Annotated in this window: 22 protein-coding genes and 1 pseudogene; 7 read left to right on the top strand and 16 right to left on the bottom strand. The window is 59.0% G+C overall.

Translation table 11 applies throughout. The features are described from left to right. Positions 1–109: 109 nt before the first annotated feature. From PSH80_RS21155 to PSH80_RS21120, 8 genes are all read right to left on the bottom strand, one after another. Positions 110–844 carry an amino acid ABC transporter ATP-binding protein gene (locus PSH80_RS21155; RefSeq protein ID WP_057438360.1) on the bottom strand — a complete coding sequence of 245 codons (735 nt, stop codon included), beginning with the start codon at positions 842–844 and terminating at the stop codon, positions 110–112. Beyond that, the gene (locus PSH80_RS21150; protein ID WP_057958599.1) at positions 841–1,512 is read right to left on the bottom strand and encodes an ABC transporter permease subunit; all 672 of its coding nucleotides are present in this window, start codon (positions 1,510–1,512) and stop codon (positions 841–843) included. The genes PSH80_RS21155 and PSH80_RS21150 overlap by 4 nt, the downstream gene beginning before the upstream one ends. After that, positions 1,512–2,258 carry an amino acid ABC transporter permease gene (locus PSH80_RS21145; RefSeq protein WP_057438362.1) on the bottom strand — a complete coding sequence of 249 codons (747 nt, stop codon included), beginning with the start codon at positions 2,256–2,258 and terminating at the stop codon, positions 1,512–1,514. The genes PSH80_RS21150 and PSH80_RS21145 overlap by 1 nt, the downstream gene beginning before the upstream one ends. A gap of 195 nt (positions 2,259–2,453) precedes the next feature. Then, a complete protein-coding gene (locus PSH80_RS21140; protein ID WP_029295166.1) occupies positions 2,454–3,386 on the bottom strand; it encodes a glutamate/aspartate ABC transporter substrate-binding protein in 933 nt (310 codons plus the stop codon). 377 nt (positions 3,387–3,763) lie between these two features. Next, the gene (gene glpD / locus PSH80_RS21135) at positions 3,764–5,302 is read right to left on the bottom strand and encodes a glycerol-3-phosphate dehydrogenase (RefSeq protein WP_057958601.1); all 1,539 of its coding nucleotides are present in this window, start codon (positions 5,300–5,302) and stop codon (positions 3,764–3,766) included. Positions 5,303–5,571: 269 nt separating this feature from the next. Beyond that, positions 5,572–6,327: a DeoR/GlpR family transcriptional regulator gene (locus PSH80_RS21130; RefSeq protein WP_057438366.1), complete on the bottom strand. Its 756-nt coding sequence runs from the start codon at positions 6,325–6,327 to the stop codon at positions 5,572–5,574. A gap of 95 nt (positions 6,328–6,422) precedes the next feature. Next, positions 6,423–7,928 carry a glycerol kinase GlpK gene (glpK, locus tag PSH80_RS21125; protein ID WP_057438368.1) on the bottom strand — a complete coding sequence of 502 codons (1,506 nt, stop codon included), beginning with the start codon at positions 7,926–7,928 and terminating at the stop codon, positions 6,423–6,425. A gap of 78 nt (positions 7,929–8,006) precedes the next feature. After that, on the bottom strand, positions 8,007–8,861 hold the full coding sequence (locus PSH80_RS21120) for an MIP/aquaporin family protein (protein ID WP_057444414.1): 855 nt from the start codon (positions 8,859–8,861) through the stop codon (positions 8,007–8,009). 371 nt (positions 8,862–9,232) lie between these two features. Here PSH80_RS21120 and ybaK point away from each other — a divergent pair, with 371 nt between their 5' ends. Continuing rightward, positions 9,233–9,703, top strand: coding sequence for a Cys-tRNA(Pro) deacylase (ybaK, locus tag PSH80_RS21115; RefSeq protein ID WP_057438370.1), 471 nt, complete (start codon positions 9,233–9,235; stop codon positions 9,701–9,703). Between the two features lie 159 nt (positions 9,704–9,862). Here the strand turns inward: ybaK and PSH80_RS21110 are convergent, their stop codons facing one another. Next, positions 9,863–10,972, bottom strand: a complete 1,110-nt coding sequence (locus PSH80_RS21110) for an ABC transporter ATP-binding protein (protein ID WP_305418192.1) — start codon at positions 10,970–10,972, stop codon at positions 9,863–9,865. Further along, positions 10,969–11,889, bottom strand: a complete 921-nt coding sequence (gene argF, locus PSH80_RS21105; RefSeq protein ID WP_057958604.1) for an ornithine carbamoyltransferase — start codon at positions 11,887–11,889, stop codon at positions 10,969–10,971. The genes PSH80_RS21110 and argF overlap by 4 nt, the downstream gene beginning before the upstream one ends. Before the next feature lie 435 nt (positions 11,890–12,324). Here argF and PSH80_RS21100 point away from each other — a divergent pair, with 435 nt between their 5' ends. Together PSH80_RS21100 and grxD are read left to right on the top strand one after the other, a co-directional pair. Further along, the gene (locus PSH80_RS21100; protein WP_169989556.1) at positions 12,325–14,433 is read left to right on the top strand and encodes a molybdopterin oxidoreductase family protein; all 2,109 of its coding nucleotides are present in this window, start codon (positions 12,325–12,327) and stop codon (positions 14,431–14,433) included. 103 nt (positions 14,434–14,536) lie between these two features. Further along, complete coding sequence (gene grxD / locus PSH80_RS21095) at positions 14,537–14,875, top strand: Grx4 family monothiol glutaredoxin (RefSeq protein WP_032858447.1); 339 nt, start codon at positions 14,537–14,539, stop codon at positions 14,873–14,875. A gap of 66 nt (positions 14,876–14,941) precedes the next feature. Here grxD and bfr read toward each other — a convergent pair whose 3' ends face one another. Both bfr and PSH80_RS21085 read right to left on the bottom strand, forming a co-directional pair. Beyond that, positions 14,942–15,412 (bottom strand): bacterioferritin, encoded by a 471-nt coding sequence (gene bfr / locus PSH80_RS21090; protein WP_057439332.1) that lies wholly within the window; start codon positions 15,410–15,412, stop codon positions 14,942–14,944. Positions 15,413–15,613: 201 nt separating this feature from the next. Beyond that, positions 15,614–15,832 carry a bacterioferritin-associated ferredoxin gene (locus PSH80_RS21085; protein WP_057958606.1) on the bottom strand — a complete coding sequence of 73 codons (219 nt, stop codon included), beginning with the start codon at positions 15,830–15,832 and terminating at the stop codon, positions 15,614–15,616. Between the two features lie 235 nt (positions 15,833–16,067). On the opposite strand from PSH80_RS21085, the gene PSH80_RS21080 reads away from it, so the two are divergent. Continuing rightward, positions 16,068–16,670 (top strand): peroxiredoxin, encoded by a 603-nt coding sequence (locus PSH80_RS21080; protein WP_003172097.1) that lies wholly within the window; start codon positions 16,068–16,070, stop codon positions 16,668–16,670. A 70-nt stretch (positions 16,671–16,740) separates the two neighbouring features. On the opposite strand, the gene rnt is transcribed toward PSH80_RS21080, so the two are convergent. Both rnt and pyrC read right to left on the bottom strand, forming a co-directional pair. After that, entirely contained in the window at positions 16,741–17,412 is a 672-nt protein-coding gene (gene rnt, locus PSH80_RS21075) for a ribonuclease T (RefSeq protein WP_057958607.1), read from the bottom strand. Next, positions 17,409–18,457: pseudogene (gene pyrC, locus PSH80_RS21070) on the bottom strand (dihydroorotase). The gene rnt and the pseudogene pyrC overlap by 4 nt, the downstream one beginning before the upstream one ends. 156 nt (positions 18,458–18,613) lie before the next feature. On the opposite strand from pyrC, the gene PSH80_RS21065 reads away from it, so the two are divergent. The 3 genes from PSH80_RS21065 (at position 18,614) to PSH80_RS21055 (ending at position 22,131) form a co-directional block, all read left to right on the top strand. Continuing rightward, positions 18,614–19,522, top strand: a complete 909-nt coding sequence (locus tag PSH80_RS21065; RefSeq protein WP_057439335.1) for an OmpA family protein — start codon at positions 18,614–18,616, stop codon at positions 19,520–19,522. A 129-nt stretch (positions 19,523–19,651) separates the two neighbouring features. Beyond that, positions 19,652–20,869 carry an argininosuccinate synthase gene (locus PSH80_RS21060; RefSeq protein WP_029295244.1) on the top strand — a complete coding sequence of 406 codons (1,218 nt, stop codon included), beginning with the start codon at positions 19,652–19,654 and terminating at the stop codon, positions 20,867–20,869. Positions 20,870–21,498: 629 nt separating this feature from the next. Then, positions 21,499–22,131, top strand: coding sequence for a response regulator transcription factor (locus tag PSH80_RS21055; RefSeq protein WP_032858436.1), 633 nt, complete (start codon positions 21,499–21,501; stop codon positions 22,129–22,131). A 61-nt stretch (positions 22,132–22,192) separates the two neighbouring features. Here PSH80_RS21055 and PSH80_RS21050 read toward each other — a convergent pair whose 3' ends face one another. After that, positions 22,193–22,375, bottom strand: coding sequence for a PA3496 family putative envelope integrity protein (locus PSH80_RS21050; RefSeq protein ID WP_057439336.1), 183 nt, complete (start codon positions 22,373–22,375; stop codon positions 22,193–22,195). A 107-nt stretch (positions 22,376–22,482) separates the two neighbouring features. Further along, entirely contained in the window at positions 22,483–23,121 is a 639-nt protein-coding gene (gene nth, locus PSH80_RS21045) for an endonuclease III (RefSeq protein WP_115128897.1), read from the bottom strand. Positions 23,122–23,133 lie beyond the last annotated feature (12 nt).

Raw genomic sequence — 23,133 nt, 5'->3', positions numbered from 1 at the left:
CTTGCCCGCGATGACGGTAGGTCAGCCACAGAGGTTGACTGATATGCCGCAATCGCGGGCAAGCCCGCTCCCACAGTGCCCGGTTTCTACAGTGGACGCTGTGTTGTGCTTAGTGCTGCAGGATTTTCTCGAGGAAGTGCTGCGCACGTTCGGAACGGGCGCTGATATCGCCGAAGAACTCTTCTTTAGGGCAGTCTTCGATGATCTTGCCGGCATCCATGAAGATCACGCGGTCGGCCACTTTGCGGGCGAAGCCCATTTCGTGGGTCACGCACATCATGGTCATGCCTTCCTGGGCCAGTTGCACCATCACGTCCAGTACTTCGTTGACCATCTCCGGGTCCAGGGCCGAGGTCGGTTCGTCGAACAGCATGACGATCGGGTCCATTGCCAGAGCACGGGCAATCGCCACGCGCTGCTGCTGGCCGCCGGACAGTTGGCCCGGGTGCTTGTCCTTATGTGCCGACAGACCTACACGCTCCAGCAATTGCAGGCCTTTCTTCTCGGCTTCTGCCTTGCTGCGGCCCAACACCTTGATCTGCGCAACCGTCAGGTTTTCGGTGATGGTCATGTGCGGGAACAGTTCGAAGTGCTGGAACACCATGCCTACGCGCGAGCGCAGTTTCGGCAGGTTGGTCTTCGGGTCGGCAATCGAGGTGCCATCGACCACAACGTCACCTTTCTGGAACGGTTCCAGGGCGTTGACGCACTTGATCAGGGTGGATTTGCCCGAGCCGGAGGGCCCGCACACCACGATCACTTCGCCTTTTTTGACCTCGGTGCTGCAATCGGTCAGCACCTGGAAGTCGCCATACCACTTGTTGATGTTCTTGATAGAGATCATACGGCAAACCTTTTTTGCAGACGCTTGACCAGCAGCGAGGCGGCAAAGCTGATGATGAAGTAGACGACACCGGCAAAGATCAGGAACTCATTGGAGCGGCCGATAATGTCGCCGTTGGAACGGGCGGAGTTGAGGAAATCCACCAGGCCCACGGTGTAGACCAGCGAGGTGTCCTGGAACAGGATGATGCTCTGCTGCAACAGCAGCGGGGTCATCTTGCGGAACGCCTGGGGCAGGATGATCAGGCGCATGGTCTGGCCGTAGGTCATGCCCATCGCTTGTGCCGCAGCCATCTGGCCCTTGGGGATCGACTGCACGCCGGCCCGCACGATTTCGCAGAAGTACGCCGCCTCGAACATCATGAAGGCCACGACGCAGGAGGTGAACGCACCGATTGGCGTGTCTTCGCCGGTGATCCAGCGCAACACGAACGGCACCGCCAGGTAGAACCAGGTGATCACCAACAGCAGCGGGATCGAGCGGAAGTAGTTCACATAGGCGCCGGCCAGGCTGGACAGCAGTTTGCTGGAGGACAGGCGCATCAAGGCCAGGATAGTACCGAGAACGATACCGCCGACCACGCCCATGACCATCAGCTTCAAGGTCATGACCATGCCGTTCCACAGGCCAGGCATGGCCGGGATAATGCCGCTGAAATCAAATTCCATTATTTGCCCCCCACGGAAATCAGGCCGGGCACAGCGACTTTCTTCTCGACCAGGCGCATCAGCAGCATCAGGCTCATGTTCAGGGTGAAGTAGATCAGCGTGGCCAGGGTGAAGGCTTCAAACAGGTTGGCCGAGAACTCGGCGGTCTGCTTGGTTTGCGCCAGCAGTTCCATCAGGCCGATCAAGGACGCCACGGAGGAGTTCTTGAACACGTTGAGGAATTCCGAGGTAAGCGGCGGAATGATGATCCGGTAGGCCTGGGGCAGCAGCACGTTCCAGTAGATCTGCGACAGGCTGAAGCCCATGGCGCGCGCGGCGGCTTCCTGGCCACGGGGCAGCGCCTGGATACCGGTACGCACTTGTTCACATACGCGGGCGGCGGTGAACAGGCCCAGGCACACGACAACGCTCAGGTAGGCCGAGGTGGTTGGGTTCAAGTCTTGTTTGTACCAGTCCTGCAGGTTTTGCGGCAGCAGGTCGGGCACCAGGAAGTACCAGATGAACAGCTGTACCAGCAGTGGCACGTTACGAAAAAGTTCCACATAGCAGGTGGCGATGCCGGCTACGAGGCGGTTAGGCATCGTGCGCATCACCCCCAGTATCGAACCCAGCAGCAAGGCGACGATCCAGGCCACGACGGCGATGGCGATGGTCCAGCCCAAACCGGAGATGAACCAGTCGAGATAGGTCTCGCTGCCCACGCCGGTGGACTTGAAGAATACGCCCCAGTCCCAGTTGTAATTCATTAGGGTCTCCCCCGAAATCAATCGATGTACAAGCACCCGCTTGGGGAAGATCCATTCCCGCCTGACGGTGAACGTCAGGCACACGCGATCGGCTCGGAAACCGCCAGGTCGAGTGTTCCAAATAATAATGCCAGCAGGTAGTAACAGACGCCTGAGGGAGGGTTGGCTCCCTCAGGAGATAAGGTTAGTTCGGAATCAGGACTTTTTTTCAGCCGTTTTGTCGTCGGCTGCTTTGTCGGTCGGATTGGCGATCAGGGCCTTGAGTTCGTCGCTCATCGGGAACATCAGGTTCAGGCCTTTTGGTGGGATCGGCGAGCTGAACCACTTGGTGTATATGTTGTTGATTTCGCCAGACTTGTAGGTAGCGACGATAGCGTCATCCACAGCCTTCTTGAACGGTGCATCGCCTTTGCGAACCATGCAGCCGTAGATTTCGAAGGATTGCGGCGTGCCGGTCACGGCCCAGTCGGTAGGCTTCTTGGCCTTGGCCATTTCACCGGCCAGCAGCGCATCGTCCATCATGAAGGCAACGGCGCGGCCGCTTTCCAGCATCTGGAAGGACTCACCGTGGTCTTTGGCGGAGATGACGTTCATGCCCATCTGCTTGTCAGCGTTCATGGACTTGAGGATGCGCTCGGACGTGGTGCCGGCGGTGGTCACGACGTTCTTGCCCTTGAGGTCAGCGAAATCCTTGTAGGTCGAGTCCTTTTTGGACAGCAGACGGGTACCGATTTCGAAGATGCCGACGGAGAAGTCGACTTGCTGCTGACGCTCAACGTTGTTGGTGGTGGAACCACACTCAACGTCCACGGTGCCGTTCTGCACCAGCGGGATACGGGTTTGCGAAGTGACCAGGTTGTATTTGACCTTCAGCTCGCCTTCCTTCATGCCGAGGTCTTTCTCGACAGCTTTGACGATGGCCAGTTGAATGTCGTGGGAGTAGCCCACTGGTTTGCCCGAACCATCCGCAATGTAGGAAAACGGAATGGAGGCGTCGCGGTGGCCCAGGGTGATGGTGCCCGACTCTTTGATTTTCTTCAGCGTGCCGGTCAGTTCGGCGGCGAAGACTGGAGTGCTAATCAGAGCAGCAGCGATAGCTGCGCCCAAAATATGGGGAACGATACGCATCAATACTTCCTCGACATTTGTTTTTTTTATGAAGCCTGGACGGCTCTTTCGATACAGCGAATGCCTGTGACGGCTCCTGAAGCATCTCAGACAAACACGTACCAAGTGTAGAGCATGAGTCGTGCCAGACTCTGATTAAAAGTCTAACTGTATGATTTATATGGCGATTAACTTTATATGACGAGGTTTATCCGGTGTTTAAATCCGGCAAACCGAATAGGTGGCGTTACCACGTTCGGAAAACCGAATCTGTAGGCATTGGCTGCCGGCGATCACCGCCCGTTGTTGCAGGCCAGCCAGCTCCCACATTGATCGCATTTCACATCAAGACGTCCATAAAAAAGCCCCTGGGCCTTTCGGCGCAGGGGCTGGATGCATCAGGCTGCTTCGATCTTGCTGCGGTTCTGTTCGACCTTGACCAAGTAAAGCTGCAGGTTCTCCTGCTCCTCGGGGGTGGTGAACAGCCCGAGTTTGGTGCGCCGCCACAGGATGTCGTAGGCCTGGGTCGCCCATTCCTCGGCGCACAGGTAGTCGACTTCCCGGGTGTACAGGCCGCCACCCAGGTGCTCGCCCAGGTCGGCCAGCGATTGCACGCCTTCGAGCAGGCGCCAGGTGCGGCTGCCATAGGTGGTCGACCAGCGGCGGGCGATCTCGCTGGGGATCCACTCGAACTTGCTGCGAATGTCGGTGGCCAGGGCTTCCGGCGTGCTCATGTCTTCACCGCCGGGCAGGCTGGCCTTGGCGGTCCAGCTCGGCTTGATATGCGGGAAGTAGGGGGCCAGTTGCGCCAGGGCCGACTCGGCCAGCTTGCGGTAAGTGGTCAGCTTGCCACCGAACACCGACAGGATCGGCGCTTCTTCGCCGCTGCCGGACAGTGCCAGGGTGTAGTCGCGGGTAATGGCCGACGGGTTATCCGACTCGTCGTTGCACAGCGGGCGCACGCCGGAATAGGTGTGCACGATATCGTCGCGGCTCAACTGCTGCTTGAAGTGGGCGTTGACCACCTTGAGCATGTAGTCCGTTTCACCTTCGGTGATCGCCACTTTCGCGGGGTCGCCGGTGTACTCACGGTCGGTGGTGCCGATGATGGTCAGGTGATTGAGGTACGGAATGGTGAAGACGATACGCCCATCCTCGTTTTGCAGGATGTGCGCATGGGCGCCTTCGTACAGTTTCGGCACGATCAGGTGGCTGCCCTGGATCAGACGGATGCCATACGGCGAATCGAGCTTGAGGTCATCCTTGATGAACTTGGCAACCCATGGGCCGGCCGCGTTCACCAGAGCCTTGGCGCGTATCGACAGCAGGCTGCCATCGGCGCGCTCCAGGTGCAGGTGCCACAGGCCCTTGCTGCGACGGGCGCTGACGCAACGGGTCTGGGTGTGGATATGTGCACCCTTTTCCCGGGCGGCCATGGCGTTGAGTACAACCAGGCGCGCGTCGTCGACCCAGCAATCGGAGTATTCGAAGCCCTTGGTGATTTCGCTTTTCAGCGGGCTGTCGGCGCCGAACTTCAGGCTTTTGGAGCCTGCAAGTTTCTCGCGCTTGCCGAGGTGATCGTACAGGAACAGGCCGGCACGGATCATCCAGGCCGGGCGCAGGTGCGGGCGATGGGGCAACACAAAACGCATCTGCTTGACGATGTGCGGGGCCTTGGCCAGCAGCACTTCGCGTTCGGCCAGGGCTTCGCGCACCAGGCGGAATTCGTAATGTTCAAGATAGCGCAGGCCGCCATGGATCAGCTTGCTGCTGGCAGACGAGGTGTGGCTGGCCAAGTCATCCTTTTCGCAAAGGAATACCGACAGGCCGCGACCGGCTGCGTCTGCCGCGATGCCTACACCATTGATCCCGCCGCCAATCACGGCAACATCATAGACTTCGGCAAGGGGTGGAGCAGGCAAGGTAGAAGGGGTCATCGGCTGGCCTCGCGATCTTTTTTAATATTGGAATTCGAACATTAATGTTCATTTACGAAAATGGTAGCTCATAAACGCGGGCACAGCCAGCTGACTTCGATTGAAAAAACTCATCGAAGGGCGGGAAAAGGAAAAATTGTGAACATTGAGCCGGGTGCTGGCTCAAGAGAGTTGTGGCCCTGGGCCGCCATCGCGGGCAAGCCCGCGCCTGTGGGAGCGGGCTTGCCCGCGATGGCGCAGGTCCAGGCGCCAGCGAGCTCAGGGGGCGCTCAGACGACTTCCAGGCGAATCTTGTTCTGGCTCAACAACTGCACCAGCGCCGGCACCGGCTGCTGATCGGTGACCAGGCAATCAATCAAACTGATCGGCCCCAGGCGAATCATGGCGTTGCGCCCGAATTTGCTGGAGTCCGCCGCGAGGATCACCTTGCGTGCGTTGGCAATGATCGCCTGGGAAACCCGCACTTCCTGGTAATCGAAGTCCAGCAGGCTGCCGTCCTCGTCGATACCGCTGATACCCACCAGGGCGAAGTCGACCTTGAACTGATTGATGAAGTCCACGCTGGCCTGGCCCACCACGCCGCCGTCACGGCGTACATTGCCGCCGGTCAGCAGCACGTCGAAGTCGTCCTTGGCGCTGAGCATCATGGCGACATTGAGGTTATTGGTGATGATCTTCAGGTGACTGTGGTTGAGCAGCGCCCGGGCAATGGATTCGGTGGTGGTACCGATATTGATGAACAGCGAGGCATGATCGGGGATCTGTGCGGCAATGGCTTCGCCGATACGCTGCTTTTCATCGCGCATCTGGTCGGCACGCATGGCGTACTCGGTGTTTTCGACACTGGAGTCATAGGCGGCGCCGCCGTGGTAGCGACGCAGCAGATTGGCGTCGGCCAACTGATTGATATCGCGGCGGATGGTTTGCGGGGTAACAACGAACAACTGCGCCATTTCCTCGATACTGACGTAGCCGCGTTCGCGAACCAGTTCGAGGATTTGTTGCTGACGGGGAGGCAGATTCATTGGGCGTCCTGTGGGCTGCCATACAAAAGTGGCCCATGATGACGCAGGAATCTGCTCCCTGCCAGTTACAACCCGATGTGGGTCCTACGCTTGGCTTATTCAGCGCCTTCGTGGGGTTCCCAGTCACGGGTGCGGCTGACCGCTTTTTTCCAGCCGGCGTAGAGTTTTTCTTTGGCGGGCTCGTCCAGTTGTGGTTCGAACTCGCGTTCGATCACTGCCTTGCCACGCAGCTCATCCAGGCTGCCCCAGAAGCCACAGGCCAGGCCGGCCAGGTAGGCAGCGCCCAACGCCGTGGTCTCGCGCATTTGCGGGCGCTCGACCTGGGTGCCGAGGATGTCGGCCTGGAACTGCATCAGGAAGTTGTTGGCCACTGCGCCGCCGTCTACCCGCAGGGATTTGAGGCGTTCGCCGGAGTCCTGCTGCATGGCGTCGAGCACGTCGCGGGTCTGGTAGGCAATCGACTCCAGGGCTGCACGAATAATGTGATCGACACGTACGCCACGGGTCAGGCCGAACAGCGCGCCACGGGCGTAGGGGTCCCAGTACGGAGCGCCGAGACCGGTGAACGCCGGTACCAGGTACACGCCGTTGCTGTCTTTGACCTTGTTGGCGAAGTATTCGGTGTCGTGGGCGTCATTGATGATCTTCAACTCATCGCGCAGCCACTGCACGGTGGAACCACCGTTGAACACAGCGCCTTCGAGGGCGTAAGCCACTTCGCCACGCGGGCCGCAGGCGATGGTGGTGAGCATGCCGTGCTGGGATTTGACCGCTTTGTCGCCGGTGTTCATCAATAGGAAGCAACCGGTGCCGTAGGTGTTTTTCGCCTGGCCCGGCTCAACGCACATCTGGCCGAACAGGGCGGCTTGCTGGTCGCCGGCAATGCCGCCGATGGCAATCCCGCTTTTGGTGCGGCCATAGATTTCCGAGGAGGACTTCACTTCCGGCAGCATCTCGCGCGGGATGTCCAGGACCTCCAGCATCTTCGCATCCCACTCCAGGGTGTGGATGTTGAAGAGCATGGTACGTGAAGCGTTGGTGTAGTCGGTGACGTGGGTCTTGCCGCCGGTAAATTTCCAGATCAGCCAACTGTCGATGGTGCCGAACAGCAGCTCGCCATTGCGCGCGCGTTCGCGGCTGCCTTCGACGTTGTCGAGGATCCACTTCAACTTGGTACCGGAGAAGTACGGGTCGGTGACCAGGCCGGTGGTGTCGCTGATGTATTGCTCATGGCCGTCGCGCTTGAGCTGCTGGCAGATTTCGGTGCTGCGCCGGCACTGCCAGACGATGGCGTTGTAGATCGGGCGGCCGGTGACCTTGTCCCAGACCACGGTGGTTTCACGCTGGTTGGTGATGCCGATGGCGGCGACCTGGTCGTGGTGCAGGCCGGCTTGTGCCAGGGCCTCGACCATCACAGCGCTCTGGGTGGCGAAGATTTCCATCGGGTCATGCTCGACCCAACCGGCTTGCGGGTAGTGCTGGACGAATTCACGCTGGGCGGTACACACCACGTTGGCGTCACGATCAAAGATGATCGCCCGGGAACTGGTGGTGCCCTGATCGAGGGCAATGATGTAGTTCTTATTCTGTGTGTCGGTCATGTCGATTGCCTTGGACGGAAAAAAGGAGTGGGTAAGTAGCCTGGGCCGCAAGGGGCAGAAGGGCTCAGGCTACCGCTTTCAAGAAGTTCGGGTGTTGCCGCTGGTGGCGGTTTCGGCTGCATCAGTTGTAGCAGCTGCGGCGTTGGGCAGATGGCGGGCAATCAACCCGCGATAGGCCGCAGCGCCGAGGCAGGCACCGACAATCGGTGCAACGATCGGAATCAGGAAGTAAGGAATATCGCGCCCGCCGGTGAAAGCCATTTCACCCCAACCGGCGAAAAAGGTCATCAGCTTGGGGCCGAAATCCCGAGCCGGATTCATCGCAAACCCGGTCAGCGGGCCCATGGCGCTGCCGATCACGGCGATCAGCAAGCCGATCAACAGCGGGGCCAGGGGGCCGCGGGGCAAGCCGTTATTGTCGTCGGTCAGGGCCATGATCACGCCCATCAGGATCGCGGTGATGACCATTTCCACCAGGAACGCCTGGGCCGTATTCAGCAGGGCGTGCGGGTAGGTGGAGAACACCGAGGCCAGTTCCAGGCTGGCTGCGGAGCCACGAACCATCTGGTGAGTTTGTTCGTAATCGAAAAACAGGTTGCTGTAGAGCGTGTAGACCAGCGCGGCGGAGCAAAAGGCGCCGGCAACCTGGGCGATGATATAGAAGGGCAGTTTGCGCTTGTCGAAATCGGCAAAGATGCACAGCGCGATACTGACGGCTGGATTGAGATGAGCCCCGGAAATGCCGGCGCTCAGGTAGATCGCCATGCTCACGCCGATCCCCCAGATGATGCTGATTTCCCACAGGCCAAAGCTGGCACCCGCGACCTTGAGCGCAGCGACGCAACCGGTACCGAAGAAGATCAGCAGCGCGGTGCCGAGGAACTCGGCCATGCATTGGCTGGAGAGTGAAGGCTGTTGAAGAGCAGTTGTCATTGAAAACCTCGATTTTTTTTCTTGTCTGGCGCTGTGCCACAACGGGCGATGCGCGATTTTCACCGTGGTCAGGATCCCCATCCTGCGCACGGCTTACTGCTCGGACACTGTGGATAGATTCTTACAGTATTCGGAAACGAAAAAATATAGACAAGAAACGCCGCTGTCAAAGGTCGAAAGTGAACGGTCGGTCATTTTCAAACTATTCGCGTGATGAATGATCTCGGCAAGCCATCGGCGGGGCTGGCGGCAAGCGTGGCCAGGATCTGCGCGGATTCGTCGCACGACCCCCTGCACTAGAGCGTTTTGCCCGGGTTTGTCCTAGAATCGGCGGTCTGTTTTTCCACGTTTTCCCCAAGCCTGGAGCCTCCATGACACCTGCATTGGACTTGCTGAAAAAAGTTCGCGCCGAACATCGCATCCACAGTTATGAACATGACCCCAAGGCGGCATCCTATGGCCTGGAGGCCGCGGAAAAGTTGAGCCTCGACCCGGCGCAGGTGTTCAAGACGTTGCTTGCCAGCAGCGAAAAAGGCGAATTATTGGTGGCTGTGGTGCCGGTCGTCGGAAGTCTTGATTTGAAGGCCCTGGCTCACGCTGCGGGCGTAAAGAAAGTCGAGATGGCCGACCCGGCGGCGGCGCAGCGCTCGACCGGTTATTTGTTGGGCGGGATCAGCCCTTTGGGGCAGAAGAAGCGCTTGCGCACCTTCATTGATGTGAGCGCAGAGCCTTTTGCGACAATTTTTGTCAGCGCAGGCAGGAGAGGGTTGGAAGTGGAGTTGGCGGCGGCGGTGTTGGCCGAGCATACCCAGGGAAAATTTGCGCCGATTGGTCGGGCGTGATTTCAAGAGCGGTGGAGTCAGATCTGGGAGCCAGCCTCTGTGGGAGCTGGCTTGCCTGCGATAGCCTCACCTCGCTGTAGCTGACAGCCCGAGGCGCCTGCATCGCGGGCAAGCCCGGCTCCCACACAAGCCCGCTTCCACACTTTTGACTCGGTTTGTTCAGTTGGCGGTGCTGTAGCGCCGCACACCGGACTCCACCTGCGGGATCTGCGCCGCCGTGCTCCCCGAAGCCTGGAACAACACCAGGTGCTCGGCCGCCACGCGGATCCCCACATGTACACCCACTTGATGATCGGCATGGCTGGGGAAAATCGACTCCAGCTGGGCGCCGGTCGGCAACTGCAGGCGGTACAGGGTCGAGGCACCCAGGAAGGTCTTGCCGACGATCAGCGCGTTCAGCGGGCTGTCCGGTGCATACACGATGTCATCCGGGCGCAGCAACACATCCACCGCGCAGCCGGTTGGCCAGGTATAGGCACGATTGCCGCGCAGCTCGCCCAGTTCGGTAGTGACCGACTCCGGAGTGCTCAATTGGCCACGGATGAAATAACCCTGGCCAATAAAACTCGCGACGTAGGGCGTCAGCGGTTCGTGATAGAGGTTGTAGGGCGTATCCCACTGCTCCAGGCGGCCTTCCTTGAACACGCCGACATGGTCGCTCACCGCAAAGGCTTCTTCCTGGTCATGGGTCACCAGGATCGCACTGGTGCCACGGGCCTTGAGGATGTCGCGCACTTCATGGCTGAGCTTGCGCCGCAGTTCGCCGTCGAGGTTGGAGAACGGCTCGTCCAGCAACAGCAATTGCGGTTCCGGCGCCAGAGCACGGGCCAGGGCCACGCGCTGTTGTTGGCCACCGGACAGTTCGTGGGGGAAGCGCTTGCCCAGGTTCTTCAGGTTGACCAGCTCCAGCAGTTCGGCGACCACCCGCTCTTTGTGCGGGTGTTTGCGAATGCCGAAGCCGATATTGTCGGCCACGCTCAGATGTGGAAACAGCGCGTAGTCCTGGAACACCATTCCAATGCGACGCTTCTCCGGGGCCAGGGTAAAGCCGGCGCTGGAGATCACTTCGCCAGCCAGGTTGATCTCGCCTTCGTGCACCGGCTCAAACCCGGCAATCGCCCGTAGGGTGGTGGTCTTGCCACAGCCCGAGGAGCCCAGCAGGCAACCGATATCTCCAGCGTTGAGGTGCAGGTTGAGATTCTGCACCACCCGTTGGTCCTGATAGCCGCATGCCAGATTGCGCAGGTTCAGCAGAAGTGGCTGGCTCATGCGTGGTGATACGCCGGTGGGACCAGGAATTCCAGCAGGGCCTTCTGCGCATGCAGGCGGTTTTCTGCCTGGTCCCAGGCGACGGAGCGCGGGTCGTCCAACAGGTCGAGGCTGATTTCTTCGCCGCGATGGGCCGGCAGGCAGTGCATGAACAGCGCATCCGGGGCGGCGAGGTCGAGCAATTCACGGGTGACTTGATAAGGCGCGAACAGGGCCAGGCGCTTGGCGGTCTCGTCTTCCTGGCCCATGGAGGTCCAGACGTCGGTGCTCACCAGGTGCGCGCCGATCACCGCGTCTTTCGGGTCGCGCACGATTTGCACGCGGGCGTCGGCCTTGGCCAGGAACTCGCCGCTCGGCTCGTAGCCCTCGGGGCAGGCGATGCGCAGGTGGAAGTCGAACTGGATCGCCGCTTCTATATAGCTGTTGCACATATTGTTGCCATCGCCGATCCAGGCCACAGTCTTGCCCTGGATCGAGCCGCGATGTTCGAGGAACGTCTGCATATCGGCGAGCAACTGGCACGGATGCAGGTCGTCGGACAGCCCGTTGATCACCGGCACTCGCGAGTTGGCGGCAAATTCAGTCAGGGTGCTGTGGGCGAAGGTACGGATCATCACTGCATCGAGCATGCGTGACATGACGATGGCGCAATCGCTGATCGGCTCGCCACGGCCCAGTTGGGTATCCCGAGGCGACAGGAAAATGGCCTGGCCGCCGAGCTGGATCATGCCGGCTTCGAAGGACAGGCGGGTACGGGTGGACGACTTCTCGAAAATCATCCCGAGTACGCGGTTTTTCAGAGGCTCGAACAGTACGCCGCGATTACGCAGGTCTTTAAGCTCAATGCCTCGACGGATCACGCTGACCAGCTCTTCGGGCGTGCAATCCATCAGGGAGAGAAAGTGCCTTGCGCTCATCATTAACTACCTTTTTGCAACAGACCGCAGATACTCAAAGCCTTGTTTATTGTGACAACGGGCGAGACCTGCGGCGAAAGCCGCACGGGGCGACGAAATAGGGGAAGGCGCGATATTGACATTAAATGTCGCGTCTTACCAATAGGCTACGGTTTTTTAGGGGTGTTCAAAGGGGCGGGAATTGCACTTTTGAGGCCTGTTTACGGACAGCAGCGGGTCATTTGTACACTGGCGCCGCGACCTTTTGCAATGTGTGATGGCGGCCCCGGGCCAGGTTGCGTCGGTTTCTGGGGCAGTGTGGGCGGTTTCTGAAACATTTGCTAATGCTTGCCCATGGTCTGGCCTGATGCCCATTGATTCACGGGGCGAACGTTGCTGGTGCCGCCGCTGGGCGCAGCCCATAGTCAGGCCAAAGCCCTAATAAAGAGACTGGCCATGACCAAGACTCTCCATCACCGTGCCTGCCACCTGTGCGAAGCCATTTGCGGCCTGACCCTGGAAACCACCACTTCGGATGATGGCAGCATTGCCATCACCTCGATCAAAGGGGACGCCCAGGATACCTTCAGCCGTGGCCATATATGCCCCAAGGCCGTGGCCCTACAAGATATCCAGAACGATCCCGACCGCCTGCACCAGCCGATGTTGCGGGTGGGCAGCGAGTGGCAGCCGATCCCCTGGGACGAGGCCTTCGCCCTGGTGGCCGAACGGCTGGCGGGGATCCAGGCGCGGCATGGGCAGAATGCGGTGGCGGTGTATCAGGGCAATCCCAGTGTGCATAACTACGGCTTGATGACCCACAGCAACTACTTCCTCGGGCAGTTGAAGACGCGCAATCGCTTCTCCGCGACGTCGGTAGACCAACTGCCCCATCACCTCACCAGCCACCTGATGTACGGCCATGGCCTGTTGCTGCCCATCCCGGATATCGACCAGACCGACTTCATGTTGATTCTGGGCGGCAATCCACTGGCCTCCAATGGCAGCATCATGACCGTGCCGGACGTGGAGAAACGTCTGAAGGCCATTCAGGCACGGGGCGGCAAAGTGGTGGTGGTCGACCCCCGACGCAGTGAAACGGCGGCCATGGCCGACCAGCACCTGTTTGTGCGCCCCGGCGGGGATGCGGCGTTGCTGTTCGGGCTACTCAACACATTGTTTAGTGAGCACCTGACCCGCGACAGCCACTTGCCGGTGGACGGCCTGGAGGAGGTGCGCCGGGCCGTCGCAGGTTTTACCGCCGAGGCCATGAGCGCCCACTGCGCGGTGCCGGCCGAGCAGATCCGCCAGTTGGCGCGGGATTTTGCGGCGGCAGACAAGGCGGTCTGCTATGGGCGGATGGGGGTATCGACCCAGGCGTTCGGTACCCTTTGCCACTGGCTGGTGCAGTTGATCAACCTGGTCACCGGGAATCTGGACCGGGTCGGGGGCGTCTTGTGCACCGAACCAGCGGTGGACCTGGTGGCCGCCACGTCTGGTGGGCACTTCAACCGTTGGCAGAGCCGGGTGTCCGGGCGTCCCGAATACAGCGGCGAGCTGCCGGTGTCGGCCTTGGCCGAAGAAATGCTCACCGAGGGCGAAGGACAAATCCGTGCGCTGGTGACAGTGGCCGGCAACCCGGTGTTGTCCACCCCCAACGGACGCCAATTGGAGCAGGCCCTGGACGGTCTGGAGTTCATGGTCAGCGTGGACCTGTATATCAACGAAACCACGCGCTATGCCGACCTGATCCTGCCATCGACCTCGGCCCTGGAAAACGATCACTACGACACCACCTTCAATATGTTTGCAGTGCGTAACGTCACGCGCTTCAACCGGGCGATCCTGCCCAAGCCCGAGGGCGCGTTGCACGACTGGGAGATTTTTGTCGGCCTGGCCCAGGCGTTTGCGGCTCGCACCGGCAGCCCGCTCAAGCCAACCCTGGCGCCGGCGCAGATGATTGACCTGGGCCTGCGGGCCGGGGCCTATGGCGATGCCTCCTCGCACAAGCTATCGGTGGCGATGCTGGCCGAGCATCCCCATGGCCTGGACCTGGGACCGCTGAAGGCCAACCTGGCGGGACGCTTGAAAACCGCCAATGGTCGGGTGCAGGCGGCGCCAGCAGTGATCCTCGCGGACCTGGCGCGGTTTGCCGCATTGCCGTTGCCCAAGGTTGATGAGTTGCTGCTGATCGGCCGCCGGCACGTGCGCAGCAACAATTCGTGGATGCATAACTATCACCGGCTGGTGAAGGGCAAGCCGCGGCATCAGTTGCTGATGCACCCGGATGACCTCGCCAGTCGCCAACTGAGTGACGGCCAGCGCGTGCGGGTCAGTTCGCGGATCGGCATGATCGAGGTGCACGTACTGGCCAGCCTGGAGATGATGCCCGGCGTGGTCAGCCTGCCCCACGGCTGGGGTCATGACCGGCCGGGTGTGCAGATGAGTATTGCCAGCGCACAGCCGGGGGCGAGTGCCAACGACCTGACGGATGAGCGTCAGTTGGACGAACTGTCAGGTAACGCGGCGTTGAACGGCGTGCCGGTGCAGGTCGCGGCGGCGTGACGCAGTGAGTCTGTCGGGGAGCCCGAGCACCACGCTGGGATTTTGCGTTACAATGCGCCACCGTGCCGACCTGTGAGTCGCAAAGTTCCAGCCGAGGTGTTCCATGGATATCATCGAAACGATTAAAGAGCAGATTGCTAACAACACCATTCTGCTTTACATGAAGGGCGCACCGAATGCCCCGCAGTGCGGCTTCTCCGCGAAGGCCTCCCAGGCCGTCATGCAGTGTGGCGAAAAGTTCGCTTACGTCGATATCCTGCAAAACCCGGAAATCCGCGCCAATCTGCCGAAGTACGCCAACTGGCCTACTTTCCCACAACTGTGGGTGGCCGGTGAGCTGGTCGGCGGTAGCGACATCATCACCGAAATGGCGGCTGATGGTTCGTTGCAAGCGCTGATCAAGGACGCAGCTGAAAAAGCAGCGGCCAAGACCGAAGCGTAATTCGCGCGCAATAAAAAGCCCCGCTTCTCATTCGAGAGCGGGGCTTTTTTGTGCCTGTTGGCGCGGTTATTCACCCATCTGCGATTGCAGGTAGTTTTCCAGGGTCACTTTGTCGATCAGGCCGATCTGGGTTTCCAGCCAGTCGATATGCTCTTCCTGGTCTTCGAGGATATCTTCCAGCAGTTCGCGGCTGCCGAAGTCGCCCTTGGTCTCGCAATGTGCAATGGCGGCCTTGAGGTCGGCATGGCTCTTGCGCTCGAAGCCCACATCGCTGTTGAGCATTTCCAGGGTGTGCTCGCCGATGTTCAGCTTGCCCAGGTCCTGGACGTTCGGCAGACCTTCGAGGAACAGGATGCGCTTGATCAGCGCGTCTGCGTCCTTCATGGCCTTGATCGACTCTTTGTACTCACGCTTGCCGAGCTTTTCCAGGCCCCAATCGTCATACATGCGTGCATGCAGGAAATACTGATTGATCGCGACCAGTTCATTGGCAAGGATTTTGTTGAGTTGCTGGATGACTGAGATGTCGCCTTTCATGATTGGGGTCCTGCCCTGTATTCGTTGTATATAAGGCGGAGTTTGAGCTGCACAACTACTAGTGTCAAACCTAAGTTATTGAATAATAAATGAAAATTAATCGGAATAAGAATGTTTGTGTTCCGCGTCTTGGCGCTAACTATTTGAATTACAGGCATAAAAAAACCGGACGCTAAGTCCGGTTCTTTAAAACACGCCACTTCAGGCGTGTGTAAATTCTGCCGAGTAGGGGATCGCGGCCTGGGCTGTTTGCAGCGATGTCAGGGTTTCCCGTACCACTTGCTTGGCAAGGCAGGCACATTTGCCACATTGGCTGGCAACGCCGGTGGTTTCACGCACTTCCTTGTAGCTGCAGCAACCTTCATAGATCGCTTCGCGGATTTGTCCGTCGGTGACGCCAGTGCAGAGGCAGACATACATAAGGGAGAACCATCGCGGTTTAAGGCTTAAGTGCGATGGATCTTAATGTTAACGAGAATGATTGTCAAAGTGCTTTCTCAAACCTTTGCCCGCCGTGGGCCCCTCACTGACGAACGGCTTTTTTCAGGTATGATGGTCGGTCTTTACGAAGCGTGATCGCGTCACAGGCCTGTCGTCAATTCACGGCAGACTCAGGGGCGGTCCATTTACTTCAATTACCATCAGGAGATAACCAATGAGTGTACTCGTCGGCAAACAAGCCCCGGATTTCGACGTACCTGCCGTCCTCGGCAATGGCGAAATCGTTGACAGCTTCAAGCTGTCTGAAGCCATCAAAGGCAAATACGGCCTGGTGTTCTTCTACCCGCTGGACTTCACTTTCGTCTGCCCATCCGAGCTGATCGCCCTGGATCACCGCATGGACGACTTCAAGGCACGTAACGTTGAAGTGGTTGCCGTGTCCATCGACTCCCATTTCACCCACAACGCCTGGCGCAACACTGCCATCAATGATGGCGGCATCGGCAAAGTCAAATACACCATGGCTGCCGACATGAAGCACGACATCGCCAAGGCCTACGACGTTGAGTCCGAAGGCGGCGTGGCTTTCCGTGGCGCGTTCCTGATCGACGACAAGGGCGTTGTGCGCTCGCAGATCATCAACGACCTGCCGCTGGGCCGTAACATGGAAGAGCTGATCCGCCTGGTCGACGCTCTGCAATTCCACGAAGAGCACGGCGAAGTCTGCCCAGCCAACTGGAAAAAAGGCGACAAAGGCATGAACGCTTCGCCAGAAGGCGTTGCGGCTTACCTGACCGAGAACGCTGGCAAGCTGTAAGCCAGATTCGCGGTAAAAAAAACCGGCCTGAGAGGGCCGGTTTTTTTATGCGTGGGATTTAGCGACCTGATCAGTCGCTGAAATCTTCCCAGCCGCCCATCTGCTTCCAGCGGTTGACGATGCCGCAGAACAGATCGGCAGTCTTCTCGGTGTCGTAGCGAGCCGAGTGGGCTTCACGACCGTCGAAGTCGATACCGGCAGCCTGGCATGCCTTGGCCAGTACGGTCTGGCCATAAGCCAGGCCAGCCAGGGTCGCGGTGTCGAAGCTGGAGAACGGGTGGAACGGGTTGCGCTTCATGTCCAGGCGCGCCACGGCGGCGTTGAGGAAGCCCAGGTCGAAACTGCTGTTGTGGCCGACCAGGATCGCGCGTTTGCAGCCGTTGGCCTTCAGGGCCTTGCGAACGCCACGGAAGATGTCGGTCAATGCCGCTTCTTCGCTGACGGCCATGCGCAACGGATGGTCGAGCTTGATTCCGGTGAACTCCAGGGCCGCCGCTTCGATGTTGGCACCTTCAAAAGGCTCGACGCGGAAGAAATGGGTGTGTTCTGGATACACAAAGCCCTGTTCGTCCATGCCGATGGTAGTCGCGGCAATTTCCAGCAGCGCATCGGTGGCGCAATTGAAACCGCCGGTTTCTACGTCGATAACGACAGGCAGATAGCCGCGAAAACGCTCGGCCATCGGGTGGCGCGAACCGCCGCCACTGTGTTCCTGTTCGTCGTCGTAATGGTCTTCACTCACGTGTGTTCCTCCAGCAGGCGCCAGCGCAGTGTTTCACCGGCGCGCAGCGGGATAACGGTCAGCTCGCCAAATGGCAGGCTGGTGGGGGCGGTCCAGTCTTCACGGACCAGGGTAATGCGGTCGGTATTCGCCGGCAGGCCGTAGAAGCGCGGGCCATTGAGGCTGGCGAAGGCCTCGAGTTTGTCCAGGGCGTTGCGTGCCTCGAAAGCCTCGGCGTACAGCTCGATCGCCGCATAGGCGGTGTAACAGCCGGCACAGCCGCAGGCAGCTTCCTTGGCGTGCTGGGCGTGGGGGGCCGAGTCGGTACCGAGGAAGAACTTCGCATTGCCACTGGTGGCGGCATCGAGCAGTGCCTCCTGGTGGGTGTTGCGCTTGAGGATCGGCAGGCAATAGAAGTGCGGCCGGATCCCGCCCACCAGCATGTGGTTGCGGTTGTAAAGCAGGTGATGCGCGGTGATGGTCGCGCCAACGTTGGCCGAAGCTTCGGTGACGAATTGCACGGCGTCGGCAGTGGTGATGTGCTCGAACACCACCTTGAGGGTCGGGAACAGCTCGACCACACGGCGCATGTGTTCGTCGATGAAGATCTTCTCGCGATCGAACACATCGACATCACCACGGGTGACTTCACCGTGGATCAGCAGCGCGGCATGCCCACTTCGGCCATGGCTTCGATGGCGGGCAGGATCTTGTCGATACTGGTCACGCCGGAGTCGGAGTTGGTCGTGGCGCCGGCCGGGTACAGCTTGGCGGCATGCACGTAACCGCTGGCCTTGGCCTCGCGGATTTCTGCGGGCTGGGTGCGGTCGGTCAGGTAGAGCACCATCAACGGTTCAAAGCGGCTGCCGGCCGGTCGTGCAGCGAGGATGCGCTGGCGATAGGCGTCGGCTTCTGCGGCATTGCGCACCGGAGGTACCAGGTTAGGCATGATGATGGCACGGCCAAACGTGCGCGCTACATCAGCCACGGTTTGGGGCAACGCAGCACCATCGCGAAGATGAATATGCCAGTCGTCGGGACGCAGCAGGGTCAGGCGGTCGGACATTGGGGATTCCAGGCGGGTCAATCTGGTGGGAATGCTACCGGAAAAGACTCTTGCAGGCACTCGCTATCAAGTTTTGCAGGGCGCGACCGATATCCCTGGGTATGCCTTAACGATGTATGACGCCTTGTTGTGTTGTAGAAACCAGTGGAGCCGCCCGTGCGCCAGCAATATCTAGCCCTGCTCAGCGTGTTCGCCAGCCTGCCTGCGATGGCCCTGACCTTCCAGACGCGCCTGGAAAATATCGAGTGGAAGGTGGAAGGCGACAAGTTCGAGTGCCGCTTGAGCCAGCCGATCGCCGATTTTGGTTCGGGTGAGTTCGTGCGCCGGGCCGGCGAGCAGGCGACATTTCGCTTGAAGGCCTACAACAGCGCGCTGGGCGTCGGCTCCGCAACACTCTTGGCGGCGGCGGCGCCGTGGCAGCCGGGGCGCGGTGATATCAACCTCGGTGCGGTGCGTGCGGGCAGCGGCGATGTGCTGTTCAACAGCTCCCAGGCCCAGGCCGGGCGCCTGTTCAATGGCTTGCTCGATGGCCGCAGCCCGACTGTGCGCCACTATTCCCGGGATGGCGGCTATTCGGAAATCCGCTTGCTGCCGGTGCGCTTCAACAAGGCCTACAGCGATTACCAGTTATGTACTGCGAAATTGCTGCCGATGAATTTCGAGCAGGTCAAACAGGCTGAAGTCGGCTTTCCGGGTGGCGGTATTGACCTCGACCCGGCGGCCAAGGCCAAGCTGTTGGTCATGCTTGAGTTCATCAAGGCCGACCCTACGGTCAACCATATCGAACTGGACGGCCATTCGGATAACAGCGGCAATCGCCTGACCAATCGCGACCTGTCCCGGCGTCGAGGCCTGGCGGTGATGGACTTCTTCAAGGCCAATGGCATTCCCGAATCGCAGATCGTCCTGCGCTTCCACGGCGAGCGCTACCCGCTGGTGCCCAATACCAACCCGGCCAACCGGGCGAAGAACCGACGGGTGAATATCCATCTCGACCGGGTGCCAGCCCCCGAGAAACCGGCACCCCAGGCCACCGCCCCGGCGAATGCGGCGGCGACCTCGTAGGCATCGGCCATTCGTCGCTCGCCCGACATAATCTGTCGCTTTATCTTCATTTGCTGTCGCGCCCCTGTAATTTCACGGTTTTGATCGGTAGAATCGACGCCTTTCCGTAAAACCCCGTGGAGTGATGGCATGGCCGACGTAAACAAGGTCGTTCTCGCGTATTCCGGCGGCCTGGACACTTCGGTGATCCTCAAGTGGCTGCAGGATACTTATAACTGTGAAGTGGTGACCTTTACCGCTGACCTGGGTCAGGGCGAAGAGGTCGAACCTGCACGAGCCAAGGCGCAAGCCATGGGCGTCAAAGAGATCTACATTGACGACCTGCGCGAAGAATTCGTCCGCGATTTCGTTTTCCCGATGTTCCGCGCCAACACCGTCTACGAAGGCGAGTACCTGCTGGGTACTTCCATCGCACGTCCGCTGATTGCCAAGCGCCTGATCGAAATCGCCAACGAAACCGGCGCTGACGCCATTTCCCATGGCGCCACCGGCAAAGGCAACGACCAGGTGCGTTTCGAACTGGGCGCCTATGCCCTGAAGCCTGGCGTGAAAGTGATTGCTCCTTGGCGTGAATGGGACCTGCTGTCCCGTGAAAAACTGATGGATTACGCTGAAAAGCACGCCATCCCGATCGAACGCCATGGCAAGAAGAAGTCCCCGTACTCGATGGACGCCAACCTCCTGCACATCTCCTATGAAGGCGGCGTGCTGGAAGACACCTGGACCGAGCACGAAGAAGACATGTGGAAATGGACCGTCTCCCCGGAGAACGCTCCTGACAAGCCGCAGTACCTGGAACTGACCTACCGCAACGGCGACATCGTCGCGCTGGACGGCGTCGAAATGACCCCGGCCACCGTACTGGCGACCCTCAACCGTATCGGTGGCGAGCACGGTATCGGCCGTCTGGACATCGTCGAAAACCGTTACGTGGGCATGAAGTCCCGTGGCTGCTACGAAACCCCGGGCGGCACCATCATGCTGCGCGCTCACCGCGCCATCGAGTCCATCACCCTGGACCGTGAAGTGGCTCACCTCAAAGACGAGCTGATGCCTAAATACGCCAGCCTGATCTACACCGGTTACTGGTGGAGCCCTGAGCGTCTGATGCTGCAGCAGATGATCGACGCCTCCCAGGTCCATGTGAACGGTGTGGTGCGCCTGAAGCTGTACAAGGGCAACGTGATCGTCACCGGCCGCAAGTCCGATGAGTCGCTGTTCGATGCCAATATCGCGACCTTTGAAGAAGATGGCGGTGCCTACAACCAGGCTGACGCTGCTGGCTTCATCAAGCTCAACGCACTGCGCATGCGCATTGCGGCCAACAAGGGCCGCAAGTTGTTCTGAAGTACCTGAAGCGTCATAAAGAGTGGCCCCTTGAAAAAGGGGCCATTTTTTTTGTCCGTCATTCAGGAGGTCCGGGTTTTGTTTATCAGTGTTTAATGTCTTGCCGATGTGTTTGGGGCGTTGCTGTTTATTAGTTTTGCTTTTGTTTTTTTGTGTCGGGAAGTTGATGCTTCAGGCATGCAGCCTTGTTTGTGTTTAAAATCATTCGGTTGTTTAGTAGGAAAGAGATGGAGTTCTATTTTATTTGTGGAAATATCTGTCAGATAATTCCAAGTGTTGTTAATGACTGTTGCACCGAGGGAACTTTTTTGCAGGGGCAATGGCCGCGTCGAGGCACGCAGGTCTGGCCCGTGCAAGGGGCATTTCCTGAAAATGGCGTGCGTCATGTTTACTTTTCTAGGGTAAACGGTGCTTTTTTTGCTCAAAATATGTTTGCCCACGGAAAGTTCTGAAAGGCTGAACAATAACCGGCACATCCATAGAGGCGTTTTTTTGTAGGTCTATTCTCATAACTTTGTGGGTTGGGTCTCTGCTTGTCGTTACTTGGGGGGGAGTGCTATGCCAAGGAGGAAACGACTAGGCTATTGTGCTGGCTCTGAATAATTCGAACAGCGAAATTGGACTTGCCCATGAATAAAGTGCTGATCGTGGATGATCATCCCGTCATTCGCCTTGCTGTACGCATGCTAATGGAACGTCATGGTTATGAGGTCGTTGCAGAGACCGATAACGGAGTCGACGCGTTACAACTAGCGCGGGAGCATATGCCGGATATTGTCATCCTGGATATTGGAATTCCCAAACTTGACGGTTTGGAAGTTATTTGTCGCCTGTCTTCCACAAAGCAGGCGCAACCCTTCAAGGTGCTGGTGCTGACCTCCCAGGCACCCGGTCACTTCTCCATGCGCTGCATGCAGGCGGGGGCGGCGGGCTATGTGTGCAAGCAGCAGGACCTTACCGAGCTGCTGAGCGCAATCAAGGCCGTGCTGTCTGGCTACAGCTATTTCCCCAACCAGGCACTCAACTCGGTGCGGTCCACCCAGGGCAATACCAGCGAGGCGGATATGGTCGAACGGCTCTCAGGCCGGGAGATGATGGTGCTACAGCAGTTGGCCCAGGGAAAAACCAACAAAGAAATCGCCGACGGCATGTTCCTCAGCAACAAGACGGTGAGTACCTACAAGACGCGTCTGCTGCTCAAGCTCAATGCCCGGTCCCTGGTGGACCTGATCGAGCTCGCTCAGCGCAACGGCCTGGTTTAAGAAGCAGGGAGCAACAGGCAGGAAAAGCCTCCATCGCGGAGGCTTCTGTGTGATCGTTTGGCTAGAGATCGAAATCGTAATCGGCCAACTGTTTTTGCAGGCGTCGCTCTTCCAGAAGATTGTCGATGGTGCGGCGTTTGCTCAAATTGGTCTTGGCCACTTCTACGGGCGCCTCGGCTACTTCGTCAGTGTCCGTTGCCACAAAGTCATCTTCTACATCCAGTTGTTCTTTGCCAGTGCTCATAAGGTTAACTCCAGGCTAAGACTGCCGTTGGCGCTCCTTATATCGGCAATTGCGCACCGGGTAAAAAAGATTTTTTCAATCGACTCATCAATAAAAGCAATGACGGCTCAATCGTCAGACGTCTTTTCCTTGTATTCACACAGATCCTCGATGCGACAGCTGCCACAACGCGGCTTGCGGGCCTGGCACACATAACGGCCGTGCAGAATCAACCAGTGGTGGGAGTCGAGCAGGTAAGGCTTTGGCACAAATTTCATCAGTTTTTTCTCCACCTCCACCACATTCTTGCCCGGTGCGATCCCTGTGCGGTTACTCACGCGGAAAATATGTGTGTCCACCGCCATGGTCAATTGGCGAAACGCTGTATTGAGCACCACATTGGCCGTCTTGCGACCCACGCCGGGCAAAGCTTCAAGTGCTTCCCGGGTTTGTGGCACTTCGCCGCCATGCAACTCGACCAGCAGTCGGCAGGTTTCTATGACGTTTTTTGCCTTGCTGTTATACAGGCCAATGGTCTTGATGTACTGCGACAGCCCCTCCACCCCCAGGGCATGGATCGCCGCTGGAGTATTGGCCACCGGAAACAGCTTGGCCGTGGCCTTGTTGACGCCCACATCCGTCGATTGCGCAGACAGGATCACCGCAATCAGCAGCTCGAACGGCGACGAGTAGGCCAGCTCGGTCTTGGGTTCTGGGTTGTCCTCGTGAAACCGACGAAAGATCTCCAGGCGTTTTGCGGCATTCATGGGGCGAGCGGT

This window comes from Pseudomonas sp. FP818 (assembly GCF_030687335.1).
Lineage (GTDB): Bacteria > Pseudomonadota > Gammaproteobacteria > Pseudomonadales > Pseudomonadaceae > Aquipseudomonas > Aquipseudomonas shahriarae.
The sequence above is the reverse complement of the archived record's forward strand: the minus strand, read 5'-3'. Positions and strand labels throughout refer to the sequence as shown.

Coding starts and splice junctions, on each gene's coding strand:
- nth (WP_115128897.1), bottom strand. CDS start 23,121: ATGAATGCCGCAAAACGCCTGGAGATCTTTCGTCGGTTTCACGAGGAC.
- PSH80_RS21085 (WP_057958606.1), bottom strand. CDS start 15,832: ATGTATGTCTGCCTCTGCACTGGCGTCACCGACGGACAAATCCGCGAA.
- PSH80_RS21150 (WP_057958599.1), bottom strand. CDS start 1,512: ATGGAATTTGATTTCAGCGGCATTATCCCGGCCATGCCTGGCCTGTGG.
- grxD (WP_032858447.1), top strand. CDS start 14,537: ATGGATATCATCGAAACGATTAAAGAGCAGATTGCTAACAACACCATT.
- PSH80_RS21050 (WP_057439336.1), bottom strand. CDS start 22,375: ATGAGCACTGGCAAAGAACAACTGGATGTAGAAGATGACTTTGTGGCA.
- PSH80_RS21100 (WP_169989556.1), top strand. CDS start 12,325: ATGACCAAGACTCTCCATCACCGTGCCTGCCACCTGTGCGAAGCCATT.
- PSH80_RS21110 (WP_305418192.1), bottom strand. CDS start 10,972: ATGAGCCAGCCACTTCTGCTGAACCTGCGCAATCTGGCATGCGGCTAT.
- glpK (WP_057438368.1), bottom strand. CDS start 7,928: ATGACCGACACACAGAATAAGAACTACATCATTGCCCTCGATCAGGGC.
- PSH80_RS21130 (WP_057438366.1), bottom strand. CDS start 6,327: ATGAATCTGCCTCCCCGTCAGCAACAAATCCTCGAACTGGTTCGCGAA.
- PSH80_RS21060 (WP_029295244.1), top strand. CDS start 19,652: ATGGCCGACGTAAACAAGGTCGTTCTCGCGTATTCCGGCGGCCTGGAC.
- bfr (WP_057439332.1), bottom strand. CDS start 15,412: ATGAAAGGCGACATCTCAGTCATCCAGCAACTCAACAAAATCCTTGCC.
- PSH80_RS21120 (WP_057444414.1), bottom strand. CDS start 8,861: ATGACAACTGCTCTTCAACAGCCTTCACTCTCCAGCCAATGCATGGCC.
- ybaK (WP_057438370.1), top strand. CDS start 9,233: ATGACACCTGCATTGGACTTGCTGAAAAAAGTTCGCGCCGAACATCGC.
- PSH80_RS21080 (WP_003172097.1), top strand. CDS start 16,068: ATGAGTGTACTCGTCGGCAAACAAGCCCCGGATTTCGACGTACCTGCC.
- PSH80_RS21055 (WP_032858436.1), top strand. CDS start 21,499: ATGAATAAAGTGCTGATCGTGGATGATCATCCCGTCATTCGCCTTGCT.
- PSH80_RS21155 (WP_057438360.1), bottom strand. CDS start 844: ATGATCTCTATCAAGAACATCAACAAGTGGTATGGCGACTTCCAGGTG.
- PSH80_RS21140 (WP_029295166.1), bottom strand. CDS start 3,386: ATGCGTATCGTTCCCCATATTTTGGGCGCAGCTATCGCTGCTGCTCTG.
- argF (WP_057958604.1), bottom strand. CDS start 11,889: ATGAGCGCAAGGCACTTTCTCTCCCTGATGGATTGCACGCCCGAAGAG.
- PSH80_RS21145 (WP_057438362.1), bottom strand. CDS start 2,258: ATGAATTACAACTGGGACTGGGGCGTATTCTTCAAGTCCACCGGCGTG.
- glpD (WP_057958601.1), bottom strand. CDS start 5,302: ATGACCCCTTCTACCTTGCCTGCTCCACCCCTTGCCGAAGTCTATGAT.